The 20,614-nt window shown below is 42.6% G+C and carries 14 protein-coding genes and 1 CRISPR repeat array; of the genes, 5 read left to right on the top strand and 9 right to left on the bottom strand.

Translation table 11 applies throughout. The features are described 5' to 3' along the window. Window positions 1–12: 12 nt before the first annotated feature. Genes FN815_RS06735 through cas6 form a run of 3 tightly spaced genes read right to left on the bottom strand, consistent with a single transcriptional unit; the run spans window position 13 to window position 2,992 of the window. Window positions 13–1,524, bottom strand: a complete 1,512-nt coding sequence (locus FN815_RS06735) for a hypothetical protein (RefSeq protein ID WP_142453866.1) — start codon at window positions 1,522–1,524, stop codon at window positions 13–15. After that, complete coding sequence (gene cas5p / locus FN815_RS06740) at window positions 1,521–2,309, bottom strand: type I-PGING CRISPR-associated protein Cas5p (protein WP_142453867.1); 789 nt, start codon at window positions 2,307–2,309, stop codon at window positions 1,521–1,523. Before cas5p ends, FN815_RS06735 begins: the two co-directional genes overlap by 4 nt. A 14-nt stretch (window positions 2,310–2,323) precedes the next feature. Then, window positions 2,324–2,992 (bottom strand): CRISPR-associated endoribonuclease Cas6, encoded by a 669-nt coding sequence (gene cas6, locus FN815_RS06745; protein WP_142453868.1) that lies wholly within the window; start codon window positions 2,990–2,992, stop codon window positions 2,324–2,326. A gap of 465 nt (window positions 2,993–3,457) precedes the next feature. Here cas6 and FN815_RS06750 point away from each other — a divergent pair, with 465 nt between their 5' ends. Both FN815_RS06750 and FN815_RS06755 read left to right on the top strand, forming a co-directional pair. Beyond that, a complete protein-coding gene (locus FN815_RS06750; protein WP_142453869.1) occupies window positions 3,458–4,156 on the top strand; it encodes a UPF0158 family protein in 699 nt (232 codons plus the stop codon). A gap of 86 nt (window positions 4,157–4,242) precedes the next feature. Beyond that, complete coding sequence (locus FN815_RS06755; RefSeq protein WP_142453870.1) at window positions 4,243–5,451, top strand: hypothetical protein; 1,209 nt, start codon at window positions 4,243–4,245, stop codon at window positions 5,449–5,451. A 74-nt stretch (window positions 5,452–5,525) separates the two neighbouring features. Continuing rightward, window positions 5,526–8,195: direct repeats of the CRISPR family, unit length 30 nt; unit sequence CTTTCAATTCCTCTAAGGTTCGATTAAAAC. A gap of 248 nt (window positions 8,196–8,443) precedes the next feature. Here the strand turns inward: FN815_RS06755 and FN815_RS06760 are convergent. From FN815_RS06760 to FN815_RS06785, 6 genes are all read right to left on the bottom strand, one after another. Next, window positions 8,444–9,040, bottom strand: coding sequence for a flavin reductase family protein (locus FN815_RS06760; protein WP_142453871.1), 597 nt, complete (start codon window positions 9,038–9,040; stop codon window positions 8,444–8,446). Between the two features lie 73 nt (window positions 9,041–9,113). Further along, the gene (gene hslO, locus FN815_RS06765; RefSeq protein WP_142453872.1) at window positions 9,114–10,016 is read right to left on the bottom strand and encodes an Hsp33 family molecular chaperone HslO; all 903 of its coding nucleotides are present in this window, start codon (window positions 10,014–10,016) and stop codon (window positions 9,114–9,116) included. Window positions 10,017–10,365: 349 nt separating this feature from the next. Next, entirely contained in the window at window positions 10,366–12,204 is a 1,839-nt protein-coding gene (locus FN815_RS06770; RefSeq protein WP_142453873.1) for an ATP-binding protein, read from the bottom strand. Between the two features lie 69 nt (window positions 12,205–12,273). After that, complete coding sequence (locus FN815_RS06775; protein ID WP_142453874.1) at window positions 12,274–12,702, bottom strand: SufE family protein; 429 nt, start codon at window positions 12,700–12,702, stop codon at window positions 12,274–12,276. Window positions 12,703–12,825: 123 nt separating this feature from the next. Then, a complete protein-coding gene (locus FN815_RS06780; RefSeq protein ID WP_142453875.1) occupies window positions 12,826–14,091 on the bottom strand; it encodes a PAS domain-containing protein in 1,266 nt (421 codons plus the stop codon). A gap of 381 nt (window positions 14,092–14,472) precedes the next feature. Further along, the gene (locus tag FN815_RS06785; protein ID WP_142453876.1) at window positions 14,473–15,636 is read right to left on the bottom strand and encodes an acyl-CoA dehydrogenase; all 1,164 of its coding nucleotides are present in this window, start codon (window positions 15,634–15,636) and stop codon (window positions 14,473–14,475) included. 202 nt (window positions 15,637–15,838) lie between these two features. Here FN815_RS06785 and FN815_RS06790 point away from each other — a divergent pair, with 202 nt between their 5' ends. The 3 genes from FN815_RS06790 to meaB all read left to right on the top strand — a co-directional run bounded on the left by FN815_RS06790 (window position 15,839) and on the right by meaB (window position 20,541). Further along, window positions 15,839–17,215, top strand: coding sequence for a methylmalonyl-CoA mutase subunit beta (locus FN815_RS06790; RefSeq protein ID WP_142453877.1), 1,377 nt, complete (start codon window positions 15,839–15,841; stop codon window positions 17,213–17,215). A gap of 2 nt (window positions 17,216–17,217) precedes the next feature. Beyond that, window positions 17,218–19,371, top strand: coding sequence for a methylmalonyl-CoA mutase (gene scpA, locus FN815_RS06795; RefSeq protein WP_142453878.1), 2,154 nt, complete (start codon window positions 17,218–17,220; stop codon window positions 19,369–19,371). Between the two features lie 174 nt (window positions 19,372–19,545). Beyond that, window positions 19,546–20,541 carry a methylmalonyl Co-A mutase-associated GTPase MeaB gene (gene meaB, locus FN815_RS06800; protein WP_142453879.1) on the top strand — a complete coding sequence of 332 codons (996 nt, stop codon included), beginning with the start codon at window positions 19,546–19,548 and terminating at the stop codon, window positions 20,539–20,541. Window positions 20,542–20,614 lie beyond the last annotated feature (73 nt).

The following is a 20,614-nucleotide window of genomic DNA, read 5'->3' on the forward strand; positions in this document are numbered from 1 at the left end:
CTCTTATAAAGTTTAGTTAGTTGTGAATGTTTTTCCCTCTGCAGTAGAAGCCTCATCTTCCGATTTAGCCGATTTTTTACCTTTAAGCCTCATATAGGCTAAGATTAGCTGCTTTGCGGTATCAATAGATATTTTACCTGTGTTGGTTGCTTCCATAAATGCAGAGGCACCTCCCGGCACATCTCTATTTGACATACGACCAGCTTGCACATTTAAGCGAGCAAATAATTCAGTAGATGTCTTGCAGCTCATTGCGGTGCTTTCCAATTGAGCTAATACCCTTGCCTTAGCTTCAAATTCATTCTTGCCGGTTTGTTTATTCTCAGCTTCATTCTTGCCAATTAAATAGGCAACTAAATTTAGATATGAACCATAAACTCTTGCGGATTCTATGATTTCTTTTGAGATGTTTGCTTCATTCATAAAATAATCCTCCAGGATTGGTGAAAATGAGTGTGGATATTGAAGGCGAAAAGCCAAAAAATCTTTAAACGCCGATTTGGAGTAGAGTTGAAGGAATCGACTTGACATATCCAAAAATAGTAATCGTGTCGGATTGTCTCTTCTGTTATGCTCTGGATTATAAAAATCTGCATAGTACAATCCATTAATAGCTTGAGGTAGATTCTGTTCCTTGGCTAATCTTGCTATATGGTGCCCTAAATGGATTTGTTTAAATAGACTAGCTTCGTAGCTAACCAAATAAATAGGGTTATTTACCAGCTTAGCAATAACCTCATCCATTTGATCAAGAATATTTACCTTCTTAGCCCAAACGCCCATCGCGCCAGCTAATCCCACAGGACCGAAAACCGGGGTGTTTGGTGCATTTGGATAGTTACCATTAAAAAGAGGTGGACGATAATTTTTATTTCCTGCTTTTAACTCCCGCACTTTGAGATTTTCTGTTTCCCATGACCTCATCTTATTAAAAAGATCGATAAATAAGAGAAGGTCATTTAGTGGTAGATCAGGAATTATTACCTGATTTTTAAAATCTAACTGTGCTGCTGGTTTATATTGAGTTAGAGTAGCCGCCATTGTAAAACCAGCTTGTAGCAATGTAGCTTTCGGATTGCTTAGAGTTTTTGAGCCTTCATTAATTTTTGTGGTAAATGGTGAAAAAGACCTTTTCAGTTGAACTGTTTTATCTAAACCTTTTCCTTTAGAAAGCTTTTTAACCATTTTTTTCGCTTCCCCAATGAGCCTATTTGCACTGGTATCGCCGGTTGCAATGTGGGGAGCTAAATAATATAAGTTTGAGGAGTCCTGTCCAGCAGACTTCTTTGTTGCTAATTCATCAGCTTCAAGATACCTGTACCGTAACTCGGTGTCTGCATTATCAAGGGGCTTATCTTCAGTATGTAGTCGATATGTATGAAGAGCATCATTTATAAACTTTCCAGCTAAGTCAGCCAATTCTTCTTTTCTTGGAATTGTGTTAGGTGTAACGGTTTTTATTTCCGCATGATATAAAACTGATGCTAAGCCATAGCGAGGATATGGATGGTCAAAATAAATCATACTAAATCCTCCCAACTTGCTTCAACCCATCCGTCATTCGTACCCAAATAAATGGGTGAATTCGGATTGTTCAAAGCAAGTTCAATTTTATCTTTTAGCAGCTTTGTAGTTTTTACTGAGAAAACATACTCACCTTTTGGAATAACATACTCTCGTGGAGTTGGACTTGTATAATATTGCGGAAAGTGAGGGCGAATAGCATTGAAGTGAACCTTGTCATCATCTGATACCCCAACAAGTTCTTTGGGATCTCGAATATTATGCTTTGCTGAATCCCCAAAACTTATAAGGTTCAGTTTTTCCATATTTACTATTCTTTCTAAAGAGACATCATAATTTCTACTTCCACCAGGAAAAGTAGCTCCACTGCCTCTAACGTGACGAGCCCACAAATCATCAAAGTGTATAGTTTCAGGTTCAATATGTGGGCCAACAAATTTTAAGTGATGCTGTAGAATACTTTTAAAACCTACTCCAGACTCATCATCTTCTTTTCCGGTAATCCACTGTGATTTTTTTAACGGGTCACTCCGGTCTAATTTTTTCTTTGCAGCCTTTCTGATTTCCTTTAAAATCGTTGTCCGATCTTTTGGCCCAAAATGCCACCCCAATGCATTTTCAAGCATACCGTAAAGCATATTAACGGTTGGAGCTGACTGACTTCTGTAATACGTTCCCGGTTGGGTAGTAGTCATTGAAAGAGGTGATAAAGCCTCGATTACAATTTTACCCTTTTCGGTTAATTCAGGTGGTTCCAGGAAAAAGTTTAAATCTATGTTCTTCATACTTAGTACTCCTTTTAATCTATAGCCCCAAAACCACTTCCGGTTAATTCTCCAACTCCAACATTCCAGGCAAACTTTACCGCTTCTGGAGAGCCTTCAATTTTAACGGGGCATACACTGGCTCTTAATTTGGTTCCTTTTATGTCGACTAATTTTGTTTGAGGATTAGGATAGCTTCTGTCAAAAGAAATGCTGATATCAGACTCCTTTTCGTTGAAGTTGGCTGCCTCCAATTTTGCCTTCATGCGTCTTGTTAAAATTTCATCAGATTCTTTCTCACCGTATAGCAAATGCTTACGAGAACCATCATCTTGATTGGAACGAACCAACACCGGACTTGCTACTTTGAATCTGTAATCCTTCCCAAATTCAGGAATAGCTTGTTCTTTTACTTTATCAACGTTCATTCCAAAAATCACTTCCGGTTTCTTTAGAATCCCATTTTTCAGTTTCTCTGTATGCTCATCTTCCCAAAAACTAATAAACCACCTTGCCCCATTTGGGAAATTCAACCCGCCATCCACACGCTCAACCTTCCCCCGCAGCCACGAAAAAGAATACAGCGAAATTTTATCGTGCAACTCATTTTCCCCCAGCCATTTGTGAAGCACCCCGGTTAATTGATGTTGATAGTTGAATGGTACCGGCTGCGTATTCGGTGTAAGTGTAAGATGTAGTCTCATAAACAAAAATTTCCCTTTAAGTGAAGTGCATTATAATCCCCAACAGTGACAAAACCCGTCACCCCAAAAACAAAAAAATCCCAAAATCTTTTCATCAAAACGCATGGAACATTAATATTAATTGAGTTCATGATTTTTTGAGTTATTGATTAGCTGAATGAAACCAACAAATCAAAAATCAACCATCAACAATCACATGTCCTTCCATGCTGCTAATACGCAGGTAAGCTAACTTTTTTCGAAAACCAACATTGCTTTTTCAGGCGTTTTCGCCTCTCCTTGAATTAAGTTTATTTTGAACTTAGTTGCAAGTTTTACTAATGGATTTAGTTAATGAATCAATGAGCTAATTACTAAATCACTTAATTAAGCAGCCTTGTATATGTTTTTTATTTCTATTAGAATTTATTCATCCCACTATCACTTATTGAATAGAATCTTCATAGCATCACAAATCTTTTTGTTATGGCCAATTCGTCAAGATTATCTCTCAGCGACCTTTTCCTTCAGGAACTTGAATCAGCCTATAACGAAAGCAGCTACATGATGCACTGGTACATCGACCTACAGCAAAACTCCGTCACCTTTATCTCCGAAGATTATAGTGAAGATGAAGACTTGGTTGACCTGATTGAAAACGATGTGGACCAGGAACGCTTCATCCCCATACCCCGCTGCAACTCCAGGGAGGGCTACCGGCAGATGGAGCGGTTTATTGAGGCGCTGGATGATGCCCACAAACAAGAAGTGCTGTACTCCGCCATTGACGGTAAAGACTCCTTCCACCGGTTTAAAGATGCCGTGTACCGAGTGGGACTGTCAGACCAGTGGCACGAATTCAAGAATCGTGAGGATCGCGCCGACGTGCTTCAGTGGCTCCACGGGGAAGGTTTGATTGAAGAAGCCGACATTGAAAAAGGCTCACAGATGTACGAGAAGAACCTGGCCTCCCGCAAACGCCGGGAAGCGAACCTCCAGAAAATGGTGAAAGGCGCTACGGTAATTTGCTCCGGGAATTCCGGACATGTTGAACAAGTTACCCCAGGGAAAACCTATGAAGTACTGGACGAACAGCAACAACAGCTAAACATCCGCATCAGGGACGATCGCGACCGCCTCATTTGGATACCCAAAGCGCATTTTGAGTTAGTGACTGAAGCTTAAAGATGATACTTTATCCTTTGCTTCCCAAAAGGGAATCGTAGTAAATCTATCTTCTAACATCTTCTCTTCACCAAATATCCCTCGCAGTGCCTGCAAAATTTCAAGACATTAAACAAAGCTGTTTACGCAATCAGGAGCTCACCCGCCGGCTTATTGATGAGTTTTTGCTCTATTATGCGGCCGACCGCTTTAACATAGACCGGGAAGTACACAAGCAATTTGCCCGATACCGGCATTTTATTAAAGATGCACCAGAGCGGTGGATCAATATGATGAAGGCTCAATATATCGCGCATCGTATCTTTAAAGAAGACGGGTTAATTAACCGGATTATCAACCATCGCACATTATCTCATTTGGAAGAAGAGGAAGTAGCCTTTTTACGCCAAAACCAGCGCAATCCCTGGCGATTTTCTTTCAGTCTGATTATAGATACTCCCGCTAAAGATTTTTTTGAGATGGAGGATGTGTTTACGGGCGATCGTTTTTTGCTGTATTCTCCCGGAACCTCCAAGGGCCGCCAAAACCGGGAACCTCTGCTTTGGTTCAACCTGATTAATTTTAATGGAAAATGTTGGGAAACCTACGGGGTCATCAACCCCTTTCATGGCTTTGAGCCGGAAGACATGCTATTTTATGCGTCACAGCTTCATCCCCATACATGGATAGAAGATTTCGACGAATTCACGCAGCTGGTAGAAACGGATCCGGTTCCTTTTATGCTTTTATTTTTAAAGTCGGATCTTCCTTTGATTGTGAACGATACGGATCAATTTGTGCAAAATACTGCGGAGTTTTTGGATGACACGTTTAACAGTTCCGCCCTTAAGCCCTCCTTTACCATAGAATATGCCCATGATGTGTACCGGCTGTCATTGAAAGACTGGAGCTCGTTCCCTCATTTTAGTATAGCTTATTATGATGAGAAGGAGCAGCTGCTCTTTTTATCGGCTACATCCGACCGTGGATACAACACGTTAGTGGATGCGCTGAATGACTGTGGCTATGAGCTGCCACACAATCCAGACTTCAGGGTAAATATGGGGATGCTGGCAACCGTACAGGAAATTCTCAGGAAAGATATTAGGCTGAACCCATATGAAGCCATTTTTGACGATGTTGCGGAGGATGAATCGGGGCGAATGGATAACGTTAATAACATGCTGTCTGCCATCATTCCAGACATCAATGCCGGCAAAAAACCGGATGCTGAAAAGTTAGCTCAGCAATACGATGTAGATGTGGAAACGGCCCGAAAAATCATCAACGAAATTTGGAAGAAATATGGCAGATAAACCAACAGCTTGCTGGTGTAATTTCTCTAGTGTACTACTAAAATGGTTCAATGACTTAGTCACCCAATGAACCATTGATAATTCCTGTAAGGTTCGATTAAAACTTTATAGCAGAGGTGAATGAACCGGACATAGAGCCCGCTTTCAATTCCTCTAAGGTTCGATTAAAACCATTGCAACGAGCTGATAAAAGAAAGCTACGACGCCTTTCAATTCCTCTAAGGTTCGATTAAAACTCCCTTGCTGTCTTGAAAACCGATATTGGCGTACATCTTTCAATTCCTCTAAGGTTCGATTAAAACTGCTATTGGTGGCGATAAGGGCAACCGCATAGACACTTTCAATTCCTCTAAGGTTCGATTAAAACTTCCCTGTCAGCATCCACTCCATGTACTTTTCGTATCTTTCAATTCCTCTAAGGTTCGATTAAAACGAAGCCAAGCGCCGCGCCGCCAAACTCGAAACCAAGCTTTCAATTCCTCTAAGGTTCGATTAAAACGTATACTGCGTTCTCGGGTGCATAATGAATAATGTCTTTCAATTCCTCTAAGGTTCGATTAAAACCTGGCATGCAATACGGTTTGTACCTGTGGGCAACCGGCTTTCAATTCCTCTAAGGTTCGATTAAAACGTAGCTTTTGTGGAATTCTTTGGTTTGAAATTCTTCCTTTCAATTCCTCTAAGGTTCGATTAAAACGTATGGAACCTGATCAGCTACATGCCGCTTCTGATTGCTTTCAATTCCTCTAAGGTTCGATTAAAACACTGGGTGTATTTCTGGACGCGACATCCAAAGCAGCTTTCAATTCCTCTAAGGTTCGATTAAAACTAATGAAGATGGCGGAATGCTTCTACTTGTGGTTACAGCTTTCAATTCCTCTAAGGTTCGATTAAAACTACATCACACACCGCACGGCTTCATCCTATATCTTCTTTCAATTCCTCTAAGGTTCGATTAAAACCAATATCATCCCATCGTGCCGGTTGTTTTAACCGACTTTCAATTCCTCTAAGGTTCGATTAAAACATCTGCCTGTAGCTGGTCCACATCGTCCCAGGGCAGCTTTCAATTCCTCTAAGGTTCGATTAAAACTATCACTCATTATGTGGGTACGGCTACAGGGGTTACTTTCAATTCCTCTAAGGTTCGATTAAAACTTAATGGCGCTTCCAAAAGCAGTTACCGCTTCATATCTTTCAATTCCTCTAAGGTTCGATTAAAACCGTCCAGGCCGCCGGTTTGTCCAGTATCATTCGTGCCTTTCAATTCCTCTAAGGTTCGATTAAAACTCGGAAAAAGCAGCCTACGCAGAGCAATACGAGATGCTTTCAATTCCTCTAAGGTTCGATTAAAACCAAATGGCAGATACAAGGTTACATGTGGCTACTTGATCTTTCAATTCCTCTAAGGTTCGATTAAAACGGCGCCTGGTCTTGGTAAAGTTAAACCTGAAGGGCCTTTCAATTCCTCTAAGGTTCGATTAAAACCTGGCATGCAATACGGTTTGTACCTGTGGGCAACCGGCTTTCAATTCCTCTAAGGTTCGATTAAAACTTTTTTTATTTGCCCTGGTGTAATTTTCCCAGGTATCTTTCAATTCCTCTAAGGTTCGATTAAAACTTTACCCCGTTAAAAAAATATACAATGAATGATAACCTTTCAATTCCTCTAAGGTTCGATTAAAACGGAATTAAAGGAATTATACAAAGCCGGTTTGGACCGCTTTCAATTCCTCTAAGGTTCGATTAAAACGCAGTTGATAAGTTTCCATGATCGTTATTTTTCTTAACTTTCAATTCCTCTAAGGTTCGATTAAAACGGATTTACCCAAACTTCAGTAGGAATTTGTGTCAAACTTTCAATTCCTCTAAGGTTCGATTAAAACCCAGCATCTTCATTTTGATTATCCCGCAAGGTGCGCCTTTCAATTCCTCTAAGGTTCGATTAAAACTGCACACCGAACGTATAAAAAAGCATTAAAGAAATACTTTCAATTCCTCTAAGGTTCGATTAAAACTCAAACTGGTTCAAACGGTGAAACCGTTGAGACTGGCTTTCAATTCCTCTAAGGTTCGATTAAAACAATTGTAACCCAATCATTGAAGATGCGGGGGTAGGACTTTCAATTCCTCTAAGGTTCGATTAAAACCTCGGTTGATGCTGATTCTTCCTGGAAAGGTTATTCCTTTCAATTCCTCTAAGGTTCGATTAAAACAAAGCCGTGAAAAAAAATATCATTGTCGCGAATCTACCTTTCAATTCCTCTAAGGTTCGATTAAAACCCCGCTCGTTTTATCAATACTTAGCCGGTAAGCATTCTTTCAATTCCTCTAAGGTTCGATTAAAACTGCAAAGGATATATTTATCACCCAAGGTCGGGTCGGCCTTTCAATTCCTCTAAGGTTCGATTAAAACGTACTCACAAGGCGAGGCGACCATCAAGGAAATAACTTTCAATTCCTCTAAGGTTCGATTAAAACCTTTTGTTTATGCTCGGCCCGTACTGCATAACCCCGCTTTCAATTCCTCTAAGGTTCGATTAAAACCGGCTTTGCATTTCAGCCCTTCAAAGGAAAGCTTTTCTTTCAATTCCTCTAAGGTTCGATTAAAACCGCGTCCAATGTTACCTGAATGGCTTGGTGAGGGACTTTCAATTCCTCTAAGGTTCGATTAAAACCGGCTTGAAGAAGTGCGGGGCCATAATGAGGAACTCCTTTCAATTCCTCTAAGGTTCGATTAAAACACGTGAGATAATCCACGTTGAGAGCCATTAAATACACTTTTTGCTGGGTAAATGTCAACTTTTTCTCGTCTACCTTTAATTCTGTGATTACCCCACTTGGCCGACGACCTGAGATTTCGGCGTCTAGAGTTACCTGAGGAGGTATTCTTCTGATGGTCTACATTTCAAGTAGATCACTATTTCCTAATACGGCACCCCGACGATTTATTGGATATCTGATTATCAATTCAACAAATCAGTAAATCTCATCACTCCCCCGGAAAAAACAAATCTCTCACATAAGTATAGTTAGCAGCAAGACGTCCGATGGGATCGTATTCGTCGTAGTTCACTTTTTCCCCGGCCAGGTATACTTCATCTTTGATGTGATAGCATACCAGTTCTCCAATCACCTGGTTAAAATCTCCCAGCTGCATCACCCGCTCCAATTTACATTCCATGCTGATGAGTGCTTCGTCTACCCTGGGGGCTGAGACCAACCGGCTATCCACTGGCGTAAGTCCTGCTCTTTCAAATTCACTCTCTTCTTTAGGATAGATGGAGCTGGATATCTGCATCTGCTCGGCCTGTTTAGCCGATACCATGTTGATCACAAAGTCACCGCTCTCTTTAATATTGGCCAGGGTATCCTTGTCTCCGTCTTTCCCAACCTTATAGCCCTGCCCGATAGCAATCATAAACAATACAGGGTCGTGTGAAATCACATTGAAATAGCTAAAGGGAGCAAGATTCGGTACACCGGTTTTCCCCTGAGAAGAGATCCATGCAATAGGACGCGGAACTACCGTACCCTTTACAAGTTTCGCAATTTCACGTTCAGAGAATTCAGATTGTTCTATAATCACGGCTGTTTTTTTGGGTTGATCCTGGACGCCGGAATGGCATTCTTTTTTTCCTCAGTTATGTTTACCCAACCGGTTAATTCATTTTGGCCTGGGCATCCATGATTATTTTTTCTACTTCTTCCTTAGAGATTTTCTCTTTCCGGTTGCAATATTGGCAAACCACTTCCTGTCCTTCGCCTTCCATATCTTTCAAATCATCCAGGTTCAGCATGCTCAATGCATTGATGAAACGTTTGCGGGAGCAACGGCAGAAGAAATCCACCGGCTGGCGGTTGAGTTCTTTTACTTCCAGCGGAGAAATAGCCTTTTTCATGATTTCGTCGATATACTGCCCGTCAGCCAAAAGCTGATCAATGGGAGCAAAAGAACCAAGCCGTTCCTGAAGCATATCAATTTGCCCGTCTGGTGCATCTGGCAAGCGTTGTATTAAAAGTCCGCCGGCTTCGGTTACATTGCCGTCTTCATCTATCCCAACATCCACAAGCATGGCAGATGGAATTTGTTCTGACTGTGCCAGGTAATGGGCTACGTTGCTGGTTACATCACCGTTAATAAGCTGTATGGTGCTCACTCTTGGTTCTGCTTCATTATACAACACTTTGGATAACCTCAGCACTCCTAAACCGATACCATCGCCGAGGGTTACATCGTCCCGGGAATAATCAAGTTCGGCATTGGGGTTGTTCACATACCCCCGGATTTCGCCTACTGAATTTGCTTCAGCTACCACGGCGCCAATGGGACCGTCACCATCCATCCGTAATTGAATGCGCTCCTCTCCTTTCAGCTCGGAAGCAAGCAGCATCGTAGCCGTAAGGGCTTTACCCAGCACCACGGTATTTAAAAGGGATAGCTGATGTTTTTCTCGGGCTGTTTTTACTACTTCGGTGGTCTTTACCACAGAAATCTTAAAATGTCCGTCTTTGGTAATTCCTTTTATCAGACGATCTTTAAATTGGTAATCTTCGAGATTCATGGATATACAATCTTATTAAATTCGCTCTTTCTTAATTAGCTTGAGTTCGGGCTAAACCTAACGACATCTTCGCAGTACTTTTTCAAGTTACCGGGCCGTATAACCTCTTGGTGAATGACCTCAGGATTGCTTATTTGTGCTATTTCAAAAAGTCCTTATATCGAACTCAGGGTATTTATCTTGTCAATTGGAAAACATCAAAGATACGGAGAAAATTTACGCTTTTAAGCATTCACTGTACTAAATTTTATCGTCTTTGTTTATCAGAGAATAAGTATAGCTCAATAATGAGTAGTGTTAAACAACCTGTGTTTTCAATGTGATGAGCTAAAGCCAACCAGAACGTCTTTTATTTTTTCAGAATCTCGGTGAGCTTGCGCTCCAGATCGGCTGGGTTGAAAGGTTTGGTAACAAAAGCGCTCATTCCCGCGGCAAAAACTTTCTCTCTCACTTCTTTAAGCGCAGCAGCCGTCAAGGCAATAATAGGTATTTTCCGTTTGTAGGGATCATCAAGTTTACGAATAGTTTCTGTTGCCTCGTAACCATCCATTTCGGGCATTTGAAGATCCATCAGAATTAAATCATACATTTCCTCATCCAGGGCTTCAATGGCCTGCCGCCCATTATCCACCACCTTCATATCCACGCCCCAGCGTTCTAAAAAGCGAATCATCACTTTCTGGTTTACCAGGTTATCTTCAGCTAAAAGAATACGAACGCCATTTAACTCACTTTCTTTTTGGGCATTTTTGACCAGCCTCAGTGGTTCTTCCCGGACATCCGCTTTTTCAAAATCCAATTCGACCGTAAAAGTGCTGCCTTCTCCGGGCTCACTTTCCACAGCTATGGAGCCACCCTGCAACTCTATCAATTGTTTACTGATGGTTAGCCCCAAACCTGTACCCCCAAACAAACGCTTGGTATTATGTTTGGCCTGGGTGAAGCTGTCAAAAATGGAATCCATTCGTTCTTTCTTTATGCCTATACCGGTGTCAGAAATAGCAAACTGCAGGCGCACTTTATCATCTTGTTCAGGAAGCGGTAACTGCCTCACCTCAAGTTTAACGGAACCTTCCTCCGTAAATTTAAGCGCATTGCTTACCAGGTTATTCAAAATCTGCGTCAGGCGCGCCGGATCTCCTTTTAGCTTTTTGGAAACATTATCGTTGATTTCTGAGCTCAGCTCAATGCCTTTGTTTTTAGCCGTTACTTTAAAGCTATCCATGATCACATCCACCAGCTTATACACTCTGAACTCCACCGTCTCGAACTCTATCTTACCGGCTTCTATCTTGGAAAAATCAAGGATATCATCAATAAGACCCAACAATGTTTTACCTGAAAAATCGAGAATATTGATGGGTTCGATCTGATCTTTGCGGGGGTTATCTTGCTTAAGCAGATGGGTCATCCCCAAAATAGCATTCATGGGGGTACGAATTTCGTGACTCATGGTAGCCAGAAACTCTGATTTAGCCCGTGCACTTTTTGATAATTCGTTGCTGGTATCTTCTAACTGGCTGATGTACTCTTCCAGCTTTTCTTGCTTATTGCTGAGTTCCCGGTTTAACTCTTGCTCTTTTTTTAGCAGTTCCAGGGTTTGATGCTCGGCATCTTCCTTAAATTCAGAAAAGGTGTTAAAAATGAGCCAGGTAGTTACAAAAGCTCCGGAAAGCATACTCCACCGGATGAGAGAATAGCCGTCTTCTGTCATACTGATACGATCAAAAATGATATAGTCTAGTATGAAGAAAGAAACCACCGATAGCATAATGCCCAGGTTTCTCAGCCTCAGCTCATTTTTATCAAATAACAGAATCGATAAACCTACGGCTGGTACAAAAAAGGCTTGTATCATGGCTTCATCCCCAAAAACCGAACTTAAAATAATGATACCTATGTCAGCGTAAGCAATTAGCAAGAATTTGGAGGTTTTCTCAAAACCCTGTCTGGCCAATAAGGGGATCAGTAAAAATGCGACGGCTTCGGATAGAAAAAACCAGGTAAGAGAAACCGATTCGTTAATTTGAAAAGCAATCAAAAAAAGCACACTTACGCCTGCCAGAAAAAACGAAACAGAATTCAGCACCGTAAGACTGTCCCTTTTACCAGCCACAGCATGCTCCTGCCTGAGATCTTTTCCCAAAGCAATGTCGGAGAGGCCGGTTAAGGAGAATTTGGAACTCATATTTTAACTATCTATACGTAGCCCTTTGTTACAGGAATTAAACGATTTATTTGATGGCGTACAATTAAATTACGATAACGTTGCCTTGCTCTTAAAGGCCATCGCATATATTTTCATTTGCTTCACCATAGAGGCCAGTCCATTGGCCCTTGTGGGGGACAAATGCTTCGCCATTCCAATTTTTTCGATAAAGTCAGGAGAGGTATTTAAAATCACATCGGGTTCACGCCCGGAATAGAATCGTACCATAAGAGCCACTAAACCCTTTGTGATGGCAGCATCACTGTCTGCCTTAAATACTACTTTATCGTCATCGAGTTCCGCTGTTAACCAAACCTGGCTTTGGCATCCTTTTACCAGATTCTCCTCCACCCGGTCTTCTTCGGGCAAGGGTTCCAACTTTGTGCCTAATTTTATAATGTACTTATAGCGTTCGGGCCAGTCTTGCAACAGCTCAAATTCTCGTACTATTCGGTCTTGTGTTTCCTGAATATCCATATTTTTAATCTAAATATACGGGTTCCGGCAGTTGGTATAAAGAAAAAAGCCCGTACAATAACGGGCTTTAAAATTAACAAGATCAATCTTGTTTAGATATCGTCTTCTGTTGAAGCTGATGAATCAGTCTTCAACCTCCATTTCAATCATTGCCACACTTTTAACGCTTTTCACCGTTTCATTATCGGCAGCTAAATCCGGCTTGAATGATTGAATAACAGAAATATATTCGCCTTCCGAAGTCTTATACTTACAGTTTACACTCGACGTTTCACCGTTAAAGGCCTTCTCAAGGGCTTTTTCAACCTCTTCCAGATTATCGGAATGGATCACTTCAGCGAGATCTTTATCCAATACAATATCTGGATTCAATCCGGTGATATTGGTAAAGTTATCGGAAACAAACTTGCAACCGGCTCTACCTTCTTCGTCTACTACAAAGCGTAGTGTGAACTCATCTTTCTTTCCGACAATCTCATTAAAGTTCTGCTTCTTCTTTTTGAGCGTCTCAATAATGCGGTTTCGGAGCGTAAGATTATCAAAGTGTATTCGAATAATGGTTTCTTCGTTACTTACAAAGTAACTGATATCCGCTTCCAGCTCTACAATTTCATCATCCTTCTGGATAAAATCCCATTTATAAGGGTGATCTTCAATATTCTTTGAATCAAAGTCTTCGAACAAATCCTTCAGTTCAGGTTTATGCTCGTCCGTTACCAAATCCCAGATTTTCACCGTCTTCAACTCATCGGCATCATATCCCATTAAACTTTTAAAAGAGTTATTGGAAGAGATAATGTTACCTTGCACATCCAAGTCAATGTATGTCTTCTTCGATTCTTCCACTAAGTTGTCAAAGTCGAGATTGGAATCGAATACCAACTTACTGCTTTCCTTGCGTTCGGTGATATCACGCTGGTAGGATACCCAATGCGTTATTTCACCTTTTTTATTGGTAAGCGGGTGTATATCCCATTGATTGATAAATTCCGAGCCATCTTTTCTGTAGTTCACGGTATGGCCAAAAAAGGCTTGCCCTTCAATAAGTCGTTTTTTTAGCCGGTCAAGCACATGCCGATCTGTTTTTTCTCCCTGAAGCATGCGTGGCGTGTTGCCAATTGCTTCTTCTTTGGTATAACCGGTCATGCGGGTAAAGCCCTCATTTACATATACAATTTTGGGACCGGGCTTCTCTAGATTCAGGTCGGTAATTAAAATAGAGTCATAATCATGCTTGATCGCCTGTTCGAGAAGTGAAAGCTGTTTCTTAACATTATTAAATCGCTGATATAGCTCTCCGACCAATTCCTCCAATTTAGAATATGAGGCTTCATCTTTGCTACACTGTTTAAGCTGATCTAATAGCTTGGAGTCTAAATTCTGTTCCATTCTTTACCTTTGAACTACAATTATGTCAAATTTCTGCACAACTAAAACTCTGTATAGTTTCTCATCATTCCATTTTTGTCAAAAAAGTTTAATTTATTGAACAAGATAGCACCTGAGGCGGTAATGAGTTGTTACTGAAAAACTTACCGCTTTATCAAATTCAAAAACAGATGGCAGTATCTAAAAATTTGTCTCCTTTTTTAAAATAAATTCCCCAAATGTTTCTCTTTTTCTCCCTAACTGTGCTTGAACCACCTGTTAACCACTTAGTTCCATTTTTAAACCAGATGGTATAATAGAGGTATTGAGATTAGCATAACATCAGCACAAAAAATAACCCAAAATAAAAAGGGGGACCGAAGCCCCCCTTTTCTCACTCACTCATCGAAGTAGCAACTTAGCAATAGTGCTGAGTTGCATATTCGTCGTTCCCTCGTAGATTTTACCGATTTTGGAGTCGCGGTAATATTTCTCTACAGGGTATTCTTTCACATATCCATATCCACCAAATAAATCTACAGCCATAGAACTCACTCTCTCGGCAACTTCTGAGGAATAGAATTTCGCCATGGCCGCCTCTTTTAAAAATGTTTGTCCGGCCATTTTCATACGGGCTGCATTATACACTAGTAATCGGGCAGTTTCAATATCTGTTGCCATTCTGGCCAATTGGAACTGAATGCCCTGAAATTCGCTAATAGCTTTACCAAACTGCTTTCTTTCCTTCACATAACCCAAAGCCGCGTCAAAAGCTCCCTGGGCAATGCCGATCATTTGTGCGCCAATTCCAATCCGGCCTTCATTCAACGTTTCAATAGCTACTTTATAGCCTTTGCCAATTTCTCCCAGTACATTTTCTTTGGGAACCCGGCAATCTTCCAGTAAAATTTCGCAGGTAGAACTGGCTCGGATACCTAATTTGTTTTCCTTTTTGGAAACAGAGAAACCTTCCATCTCCCGCTCTACCACAAAAGCTGTAATACCTTTATATCCTTTATCAGGATTGATAGTAGCGAATACAAGAAAAATATCTGCTTCATTGGCATTGGTGATCCAAAGCTTGGTACCGTTTAATACAAAATGGTCGCCTTCTTCTTTGGCTGTGGTTTTAAGAGCAAAGGCATCACTACCCGAGCCCGCCTCAGAAAGACAATAGGCACCTACCTTCTTTGTAGCCAGTTGGGGCAAATATGCTTCCTTAAGATGATCGGATGCAAAATTCACAAAGGTATTATTAACCAATGTGTTCTGCACATCCATAAAAACACCGGCTGATGCATCTACTTTTGATATTTGCTCAATAGCCAGCACAGACATCATAAACGTACCACCACCTCCGGCGTATCGCTCGGGAATATCAATGCCCATAAGGCCCATCTCAAAAAATTCCTTAATCAGGCCGGGGTCCAGTTTTGCATTTTCATCCATTTCTTCCACTAAGGGTTTTAGTGAAGCTTGGGCAAAATCGGCAGCAGCATCTCGAAGCATTTGCTCATCTTCAGTAAGCTGCGTTAACGGCGGAATACGTTCTTCAACTTGATCCATCTAATAAAAAAAAGAAGTAAGTATTTTGTGTTCGTTTAAAATCGGGACTGAATATACAAATTGAAAGCGCTTTTTTGCTAATTAAAACCTTATTTTTTACATAACATTCAATCAGTACCTTCAACGACGGTAATTTCATCAATTATTCATGAAGATTTTGTCAATTTATTAAAAACAAAATCCCTTAATCCCCCTTGTAATCATGGATTTTAATAGCACACTGCATTTTAACGAGTTCCCTCCCATATCTACCGAAGAATGGGAAGAGGTCATTCAAAAAGATCTAAAAGGCAAAAATTATAAAGAAGTACTCCCTTGGAAATCTCCGGAAGGAGTTGATATTCTGCCCTTTTACCGGCGCGAGGATGTAAAAAATTTATCCCATCAGCCAAATCCTGTGCTTAAAAAGGGGGAATGGCGCATACTTCAGTATATTGAAACGTCGGACCTTAAAGAGGCCAATCGCCTGGCATTGGAAGCACTTGAAAACGGGGCCTCGGGACTATTTTTTGATCAGCCCAAAGTGGCTTCCCGGCAAGAGCTTGAAAAGCTACTGGATGGAATACAGCTTGACATCATTACCCTGAAGTTTGGACCCGCACTTTCTACGCCCAAAGTAGCTGAATGGCTGGCAGAAATCACAGAGAGCCAAAATATCAATGTTGCTGAGCTTGAAGTCTTTTATTCGTTTGATCCGCTTAGCTACTCCCTTCTATCCGGAAAACTTCCCGCTAAAGAGAGCTTGAGCAAACTTCCCGGCGCCATTTCACCTGCTGTACAGGCTGTGGTGTTTGGTAATGCAGGCGCCAATATTCCGCAACAGCTGGCTTTTGCCTTAGCTGCAGCAAATGAATATTTAGGATTGAACCCTGATTTTGCGCGTTCCTTGCACTTTAATTTTATCGCCGGCACTTCCTATTTCCCTGAGATAGCAAAATTCAGGGCCTTCCGTCTGCTTTGGGACAGAGTACTCAAAGAATATAAAGCAGAAGATGCTCCCGTTCGTCTTTTTGCTGAAACCGCACTTTGGAATAAATCCCAAACCGACGCGCATAACAATATGCTGCGGGTAACCACCGAAGCCATGTCTGCCGCTTTGGGAGGATGCGAAGCCATTACGGTGCACCGATATGACGAACATTTTGCAGAAAGCTCCGGTTTTGCCCAGCGCATAGCCCGCAATACTCAGTTGCTTCTACAAGAAGAAGCCTACCTGAATAAAGTAGCCGATCCCGGAAGCGGATCCTATTATATAGAGACGCTCACAGACAAACTGGCTGAAGAAGCATGGAACTTATTCCAAACTATCGAAAGTAAAGGCGGCTTTTATACAGCTATTAAAAACGGTTTTATTCAGGAAAAAATCAGGAAAGCCCGCGACCAAAAAATAGACGCCTATCGTGAAAAGAAAGAAGTAATGGTTGGTGTGAATAAGTACCAGCCCGAGAAAATCGTTGAAGACCCGGCGTCTAAAATACAACCCAAGAGCCCCCCGGTTTTTGATGAATTTGATCTAATTGAAATTGAATCTATCGAGCCATTAAACATGGAAGTTGAACTGCAAAAGGGAGATGCGTAACCATGAAGAAAGATTTTTCAAGCGTTGAACTTAACCTTAAAGAACTAACAGAAACTAAAAACGCCGAAAGCAGCGCCCCTGAGGCCTGGCATACTCCCGAACAGATCCCTGTTAAACCACGGTTTAGCGCCAAGGATCTTGAAAAGCTGGAGCACTTGGATTATGCAGCTGGCATTCCTCCTTACCTGCGCGGCCCCTATTCTACCATGTATGCGGTGCGTCCGTGGACTATCCGACAGTATGCAGGTTTTTCCACCGCCGAAGAGTCTAATGCGTTTTACCGGCGAAACCTGGCTGCCGGTCAGCGCGGTCTCTCGGTTGCTTTTGACCTGGCCACCCACCGTGGCTATGATTCCGACCATCCCCGCGTTTCCGGTGATGTAGGTAAAGCCGGGGTTGCCATTGATTCGGTAGAAGACATGAAAGTTCTCTTCGACCAAATCCCCCTCGATAAGATGTCGGTATCCATGACCATGAATGGTGCCGTAATCCCCGTAATGGCCTTTTACATTGTTGCGGCTGAAGAGCAAGGAGTAAAACCTGAGCAACTGGCTGGAACCATCCAAAATGACATCCTGAAGGAATTCATGGTACGGAACACGTACATCTATCCGCCCGAGCCTTCTATGAAGATTATTGGTGATATTTTTGAGTACACGTCTCAAAATATGCCACGATTTAATTCTATCTCTGTAAGTGGTTACCACATGCAGGAAGCCGGTGCTACTTCAGATATTGAGCTGGCCTACACATTGGCCGACGGACTCGAGTACCTCCGACGTGGCATCAAAGCCGGGATGGACATTGATGAGTTTGCTCCCCGCATCTCCTTTTTCTGGGCCATTGGCATGAACCACTTTATGGAAATTGCCAAGATGAGAGCCGCACGGTTGCTATGGGCCAAAATTGTGAAGTCCTTCAACCCAAAAAACCCCAAATCGCTTTCACTGAGAACGCACTCTCAGACTTCCGGCTGGAGCTTAACGGAGCAAGACCCGTTCAACAACGTAGCCCGAACCACTATTGAAGCGATGGCTGCTGCACTGGGTCACACGCAGTCGCTGCATACCAACGCGCTGGATGAAGCTATTGCACTGCCTACTGATTTTTCTGCGCGTATTGCTCGTAACACGCAGATTTTCTTACAAGAAGAAACCGGTATCACCAAGGCTGTTGATCCATGGGCCGGCTCCTATTATGTGGAATATCTCACTGATAAAATTGCGCGTCGCGCATGGTCGCTGATTGGCGAAGTGGAGGAACTGGGTGGCATGGCTAAAGCTATTGAAACCGGTATCCCCAAAATGCGCATAGAAGAAGCTGCGGCCAAAAAACAGGCCCGCATCGACTCTGGCAAGGACACCATCGTTGGCATCAACAAATATCAAACCGACGAGAAATCCGAGATTGAGATACTGGAAGTCGACAACGAAAAGGTTCGCAAGTCTCAGATTGAACGGATCAACAAGATGAAGGCCGATCGCAACGATGATGACGTGCAACAGGCTCTCGCTGCTATCACAAAATGTGCTGAAAGTGGTGACGGAAATTTATTAGCTTATGCCGTGGACGCCGCCCGCAAACGTGCCACCCTTGGCGAGATTTCTGACGCCATGGAAAAATCGTTTGGGCGCTATAAAGCAACCATTAAATCCATATCCGGCGTGTATTCTTCTGAATTAAAAGATGACGATCACTTTAAAGCCGCACTGAAGCGTGCCGATGAGTTTGCGGAACTGGACGGCCGGCGTCCCCGCATCATGGTCGCCAAAATGGGACAAGACGGACACGATCGTGGAGCTAAGGTAATTTCTACCAGCTTTGCCGATCTCGGATTCGATGTGGATATCGGTCCGCTTTTCCAAACTCCGGAAGAAGCGGCCCGCCAGGCTGTTGAAAACGACGTTCACGTGCTGGGCGTATCCAGCCTCGCTGCCGGGCATAAGACCCTAGTGCCACAAGTAATCGAAGAGCTCAAAAAATTGGGCCGGGAAGACATTATTGTGATTGCCGGCGGAGTTATACCTCAGCAGGATTATCAATTCTTGTATGATGCCGGAGTAACTGCCGTATTTGGTCCCGGAACCGTTATTCCCCGCGCCGCCAAGCAAATTCTGGATGTTTTGATTGAAAACTATTCGGATGTATTGGACTGATCTATTGTCGTATGATTTACAACCTCTCTGCTCCCACGCCATGCACAGGGGCGAGAGGTTTTTTGATTGGATAGAAAAAAGCTGTACCTGGATTTTCAAGAATTCTTTGCTCTGCACAGCAATTAACATACTTTGCGTTCTTCGCGTCTTTGCGGTTAAAAAGTGGAGCTTTACATGAGTCGCAATCTCCCCTCAAAACAAGAATTTATCGACGGCATCCTTTCTGGCAGCCGTATGCTGTTAAGCCGGGCCATCACCCTGATCGAAAGCACCAAAGAAGCCCACCAGGATTTGGCGCAAGAGATTATTGAAGGCTGTCTTCCCCATTCAGGACAGTCCGTTCGGATTGGCGTTACCGGGGTGCCCGGTGTGGGAAAAAGCACTTTTATTGAAGCTTTTGGCAACCACGTAATTGAGGAACAAAACCGGAAGCTGGCCGTGTTGGCCGTGGATCCTTCCAGTTCGAAAACCAGGGGAAGTATTCTGGGTGATAAGACCCGGATGGAAACGCTGGCCAATAATCCCAATGCTTACATTCGACCTACCCCTACTTCCGGCTCATTGGGCGGCGTGGCGCGTAGCACCCGGGAAACCATCACTTTGTGCGAAGCGGCCGGCTTTGATACCATTCTGATTGAAACTGTGGGCGTGGGACAGTCAGAAACGGCCGTCCATTCCATGGTCGATTTCTTCCTTTTGCTGATGCTTGCTGGCGCAGGTGATGAACTGCAAGGTATCAAACGGGGCATCATGGAGATGGCCGACGCCATAGCTATCAATAAGGCAGACTCTGGCAACGAAGATGCTGCCCGGCGCGCTATGAGCGAATACAAAAACGCCCTGCACCTGTTCCCACCAACTGAATCAGGATGGATACCAAAAGTTACTACCTGTTCAGCATATCACGAAAAAGGCATTCCTGAGGTCTGGAACATTGTGGATGAATATCTTCGTCACACAAAAGCCAAAGGGTTTTTTGATCAAAAAAGAAAACAGCAGGCTGCCTACTGGCTTAATGAAAGTATACAGCAGGAGTTACATGCTGCTTTTTACAACAATCCTGCTCTAAAGGTAAAACTGGAAGGCTATCGTCAACAGGTGCAGGACGGAGAGATTTCTTCTTACAAAGCGGCCAAGGATTTAATCAGGCTGTTTTTGAATCATTCGTAGGATATAGCACCGGCATTCCACTTTTTTTGTAAGGATTTGCTTTGAGATTGCTCTTACTCTGAAAGCAAACCAA

It is taken from the genome of Gracilimonas mengyeensis (assembly GCF_900182705.1).
Classification (GTDB): Bacteria; Bacteroidota; Rhodothermia; order Balneolales; family Balneolaceae; genus Gracilimonas; species Gracilimonas mengyeensis.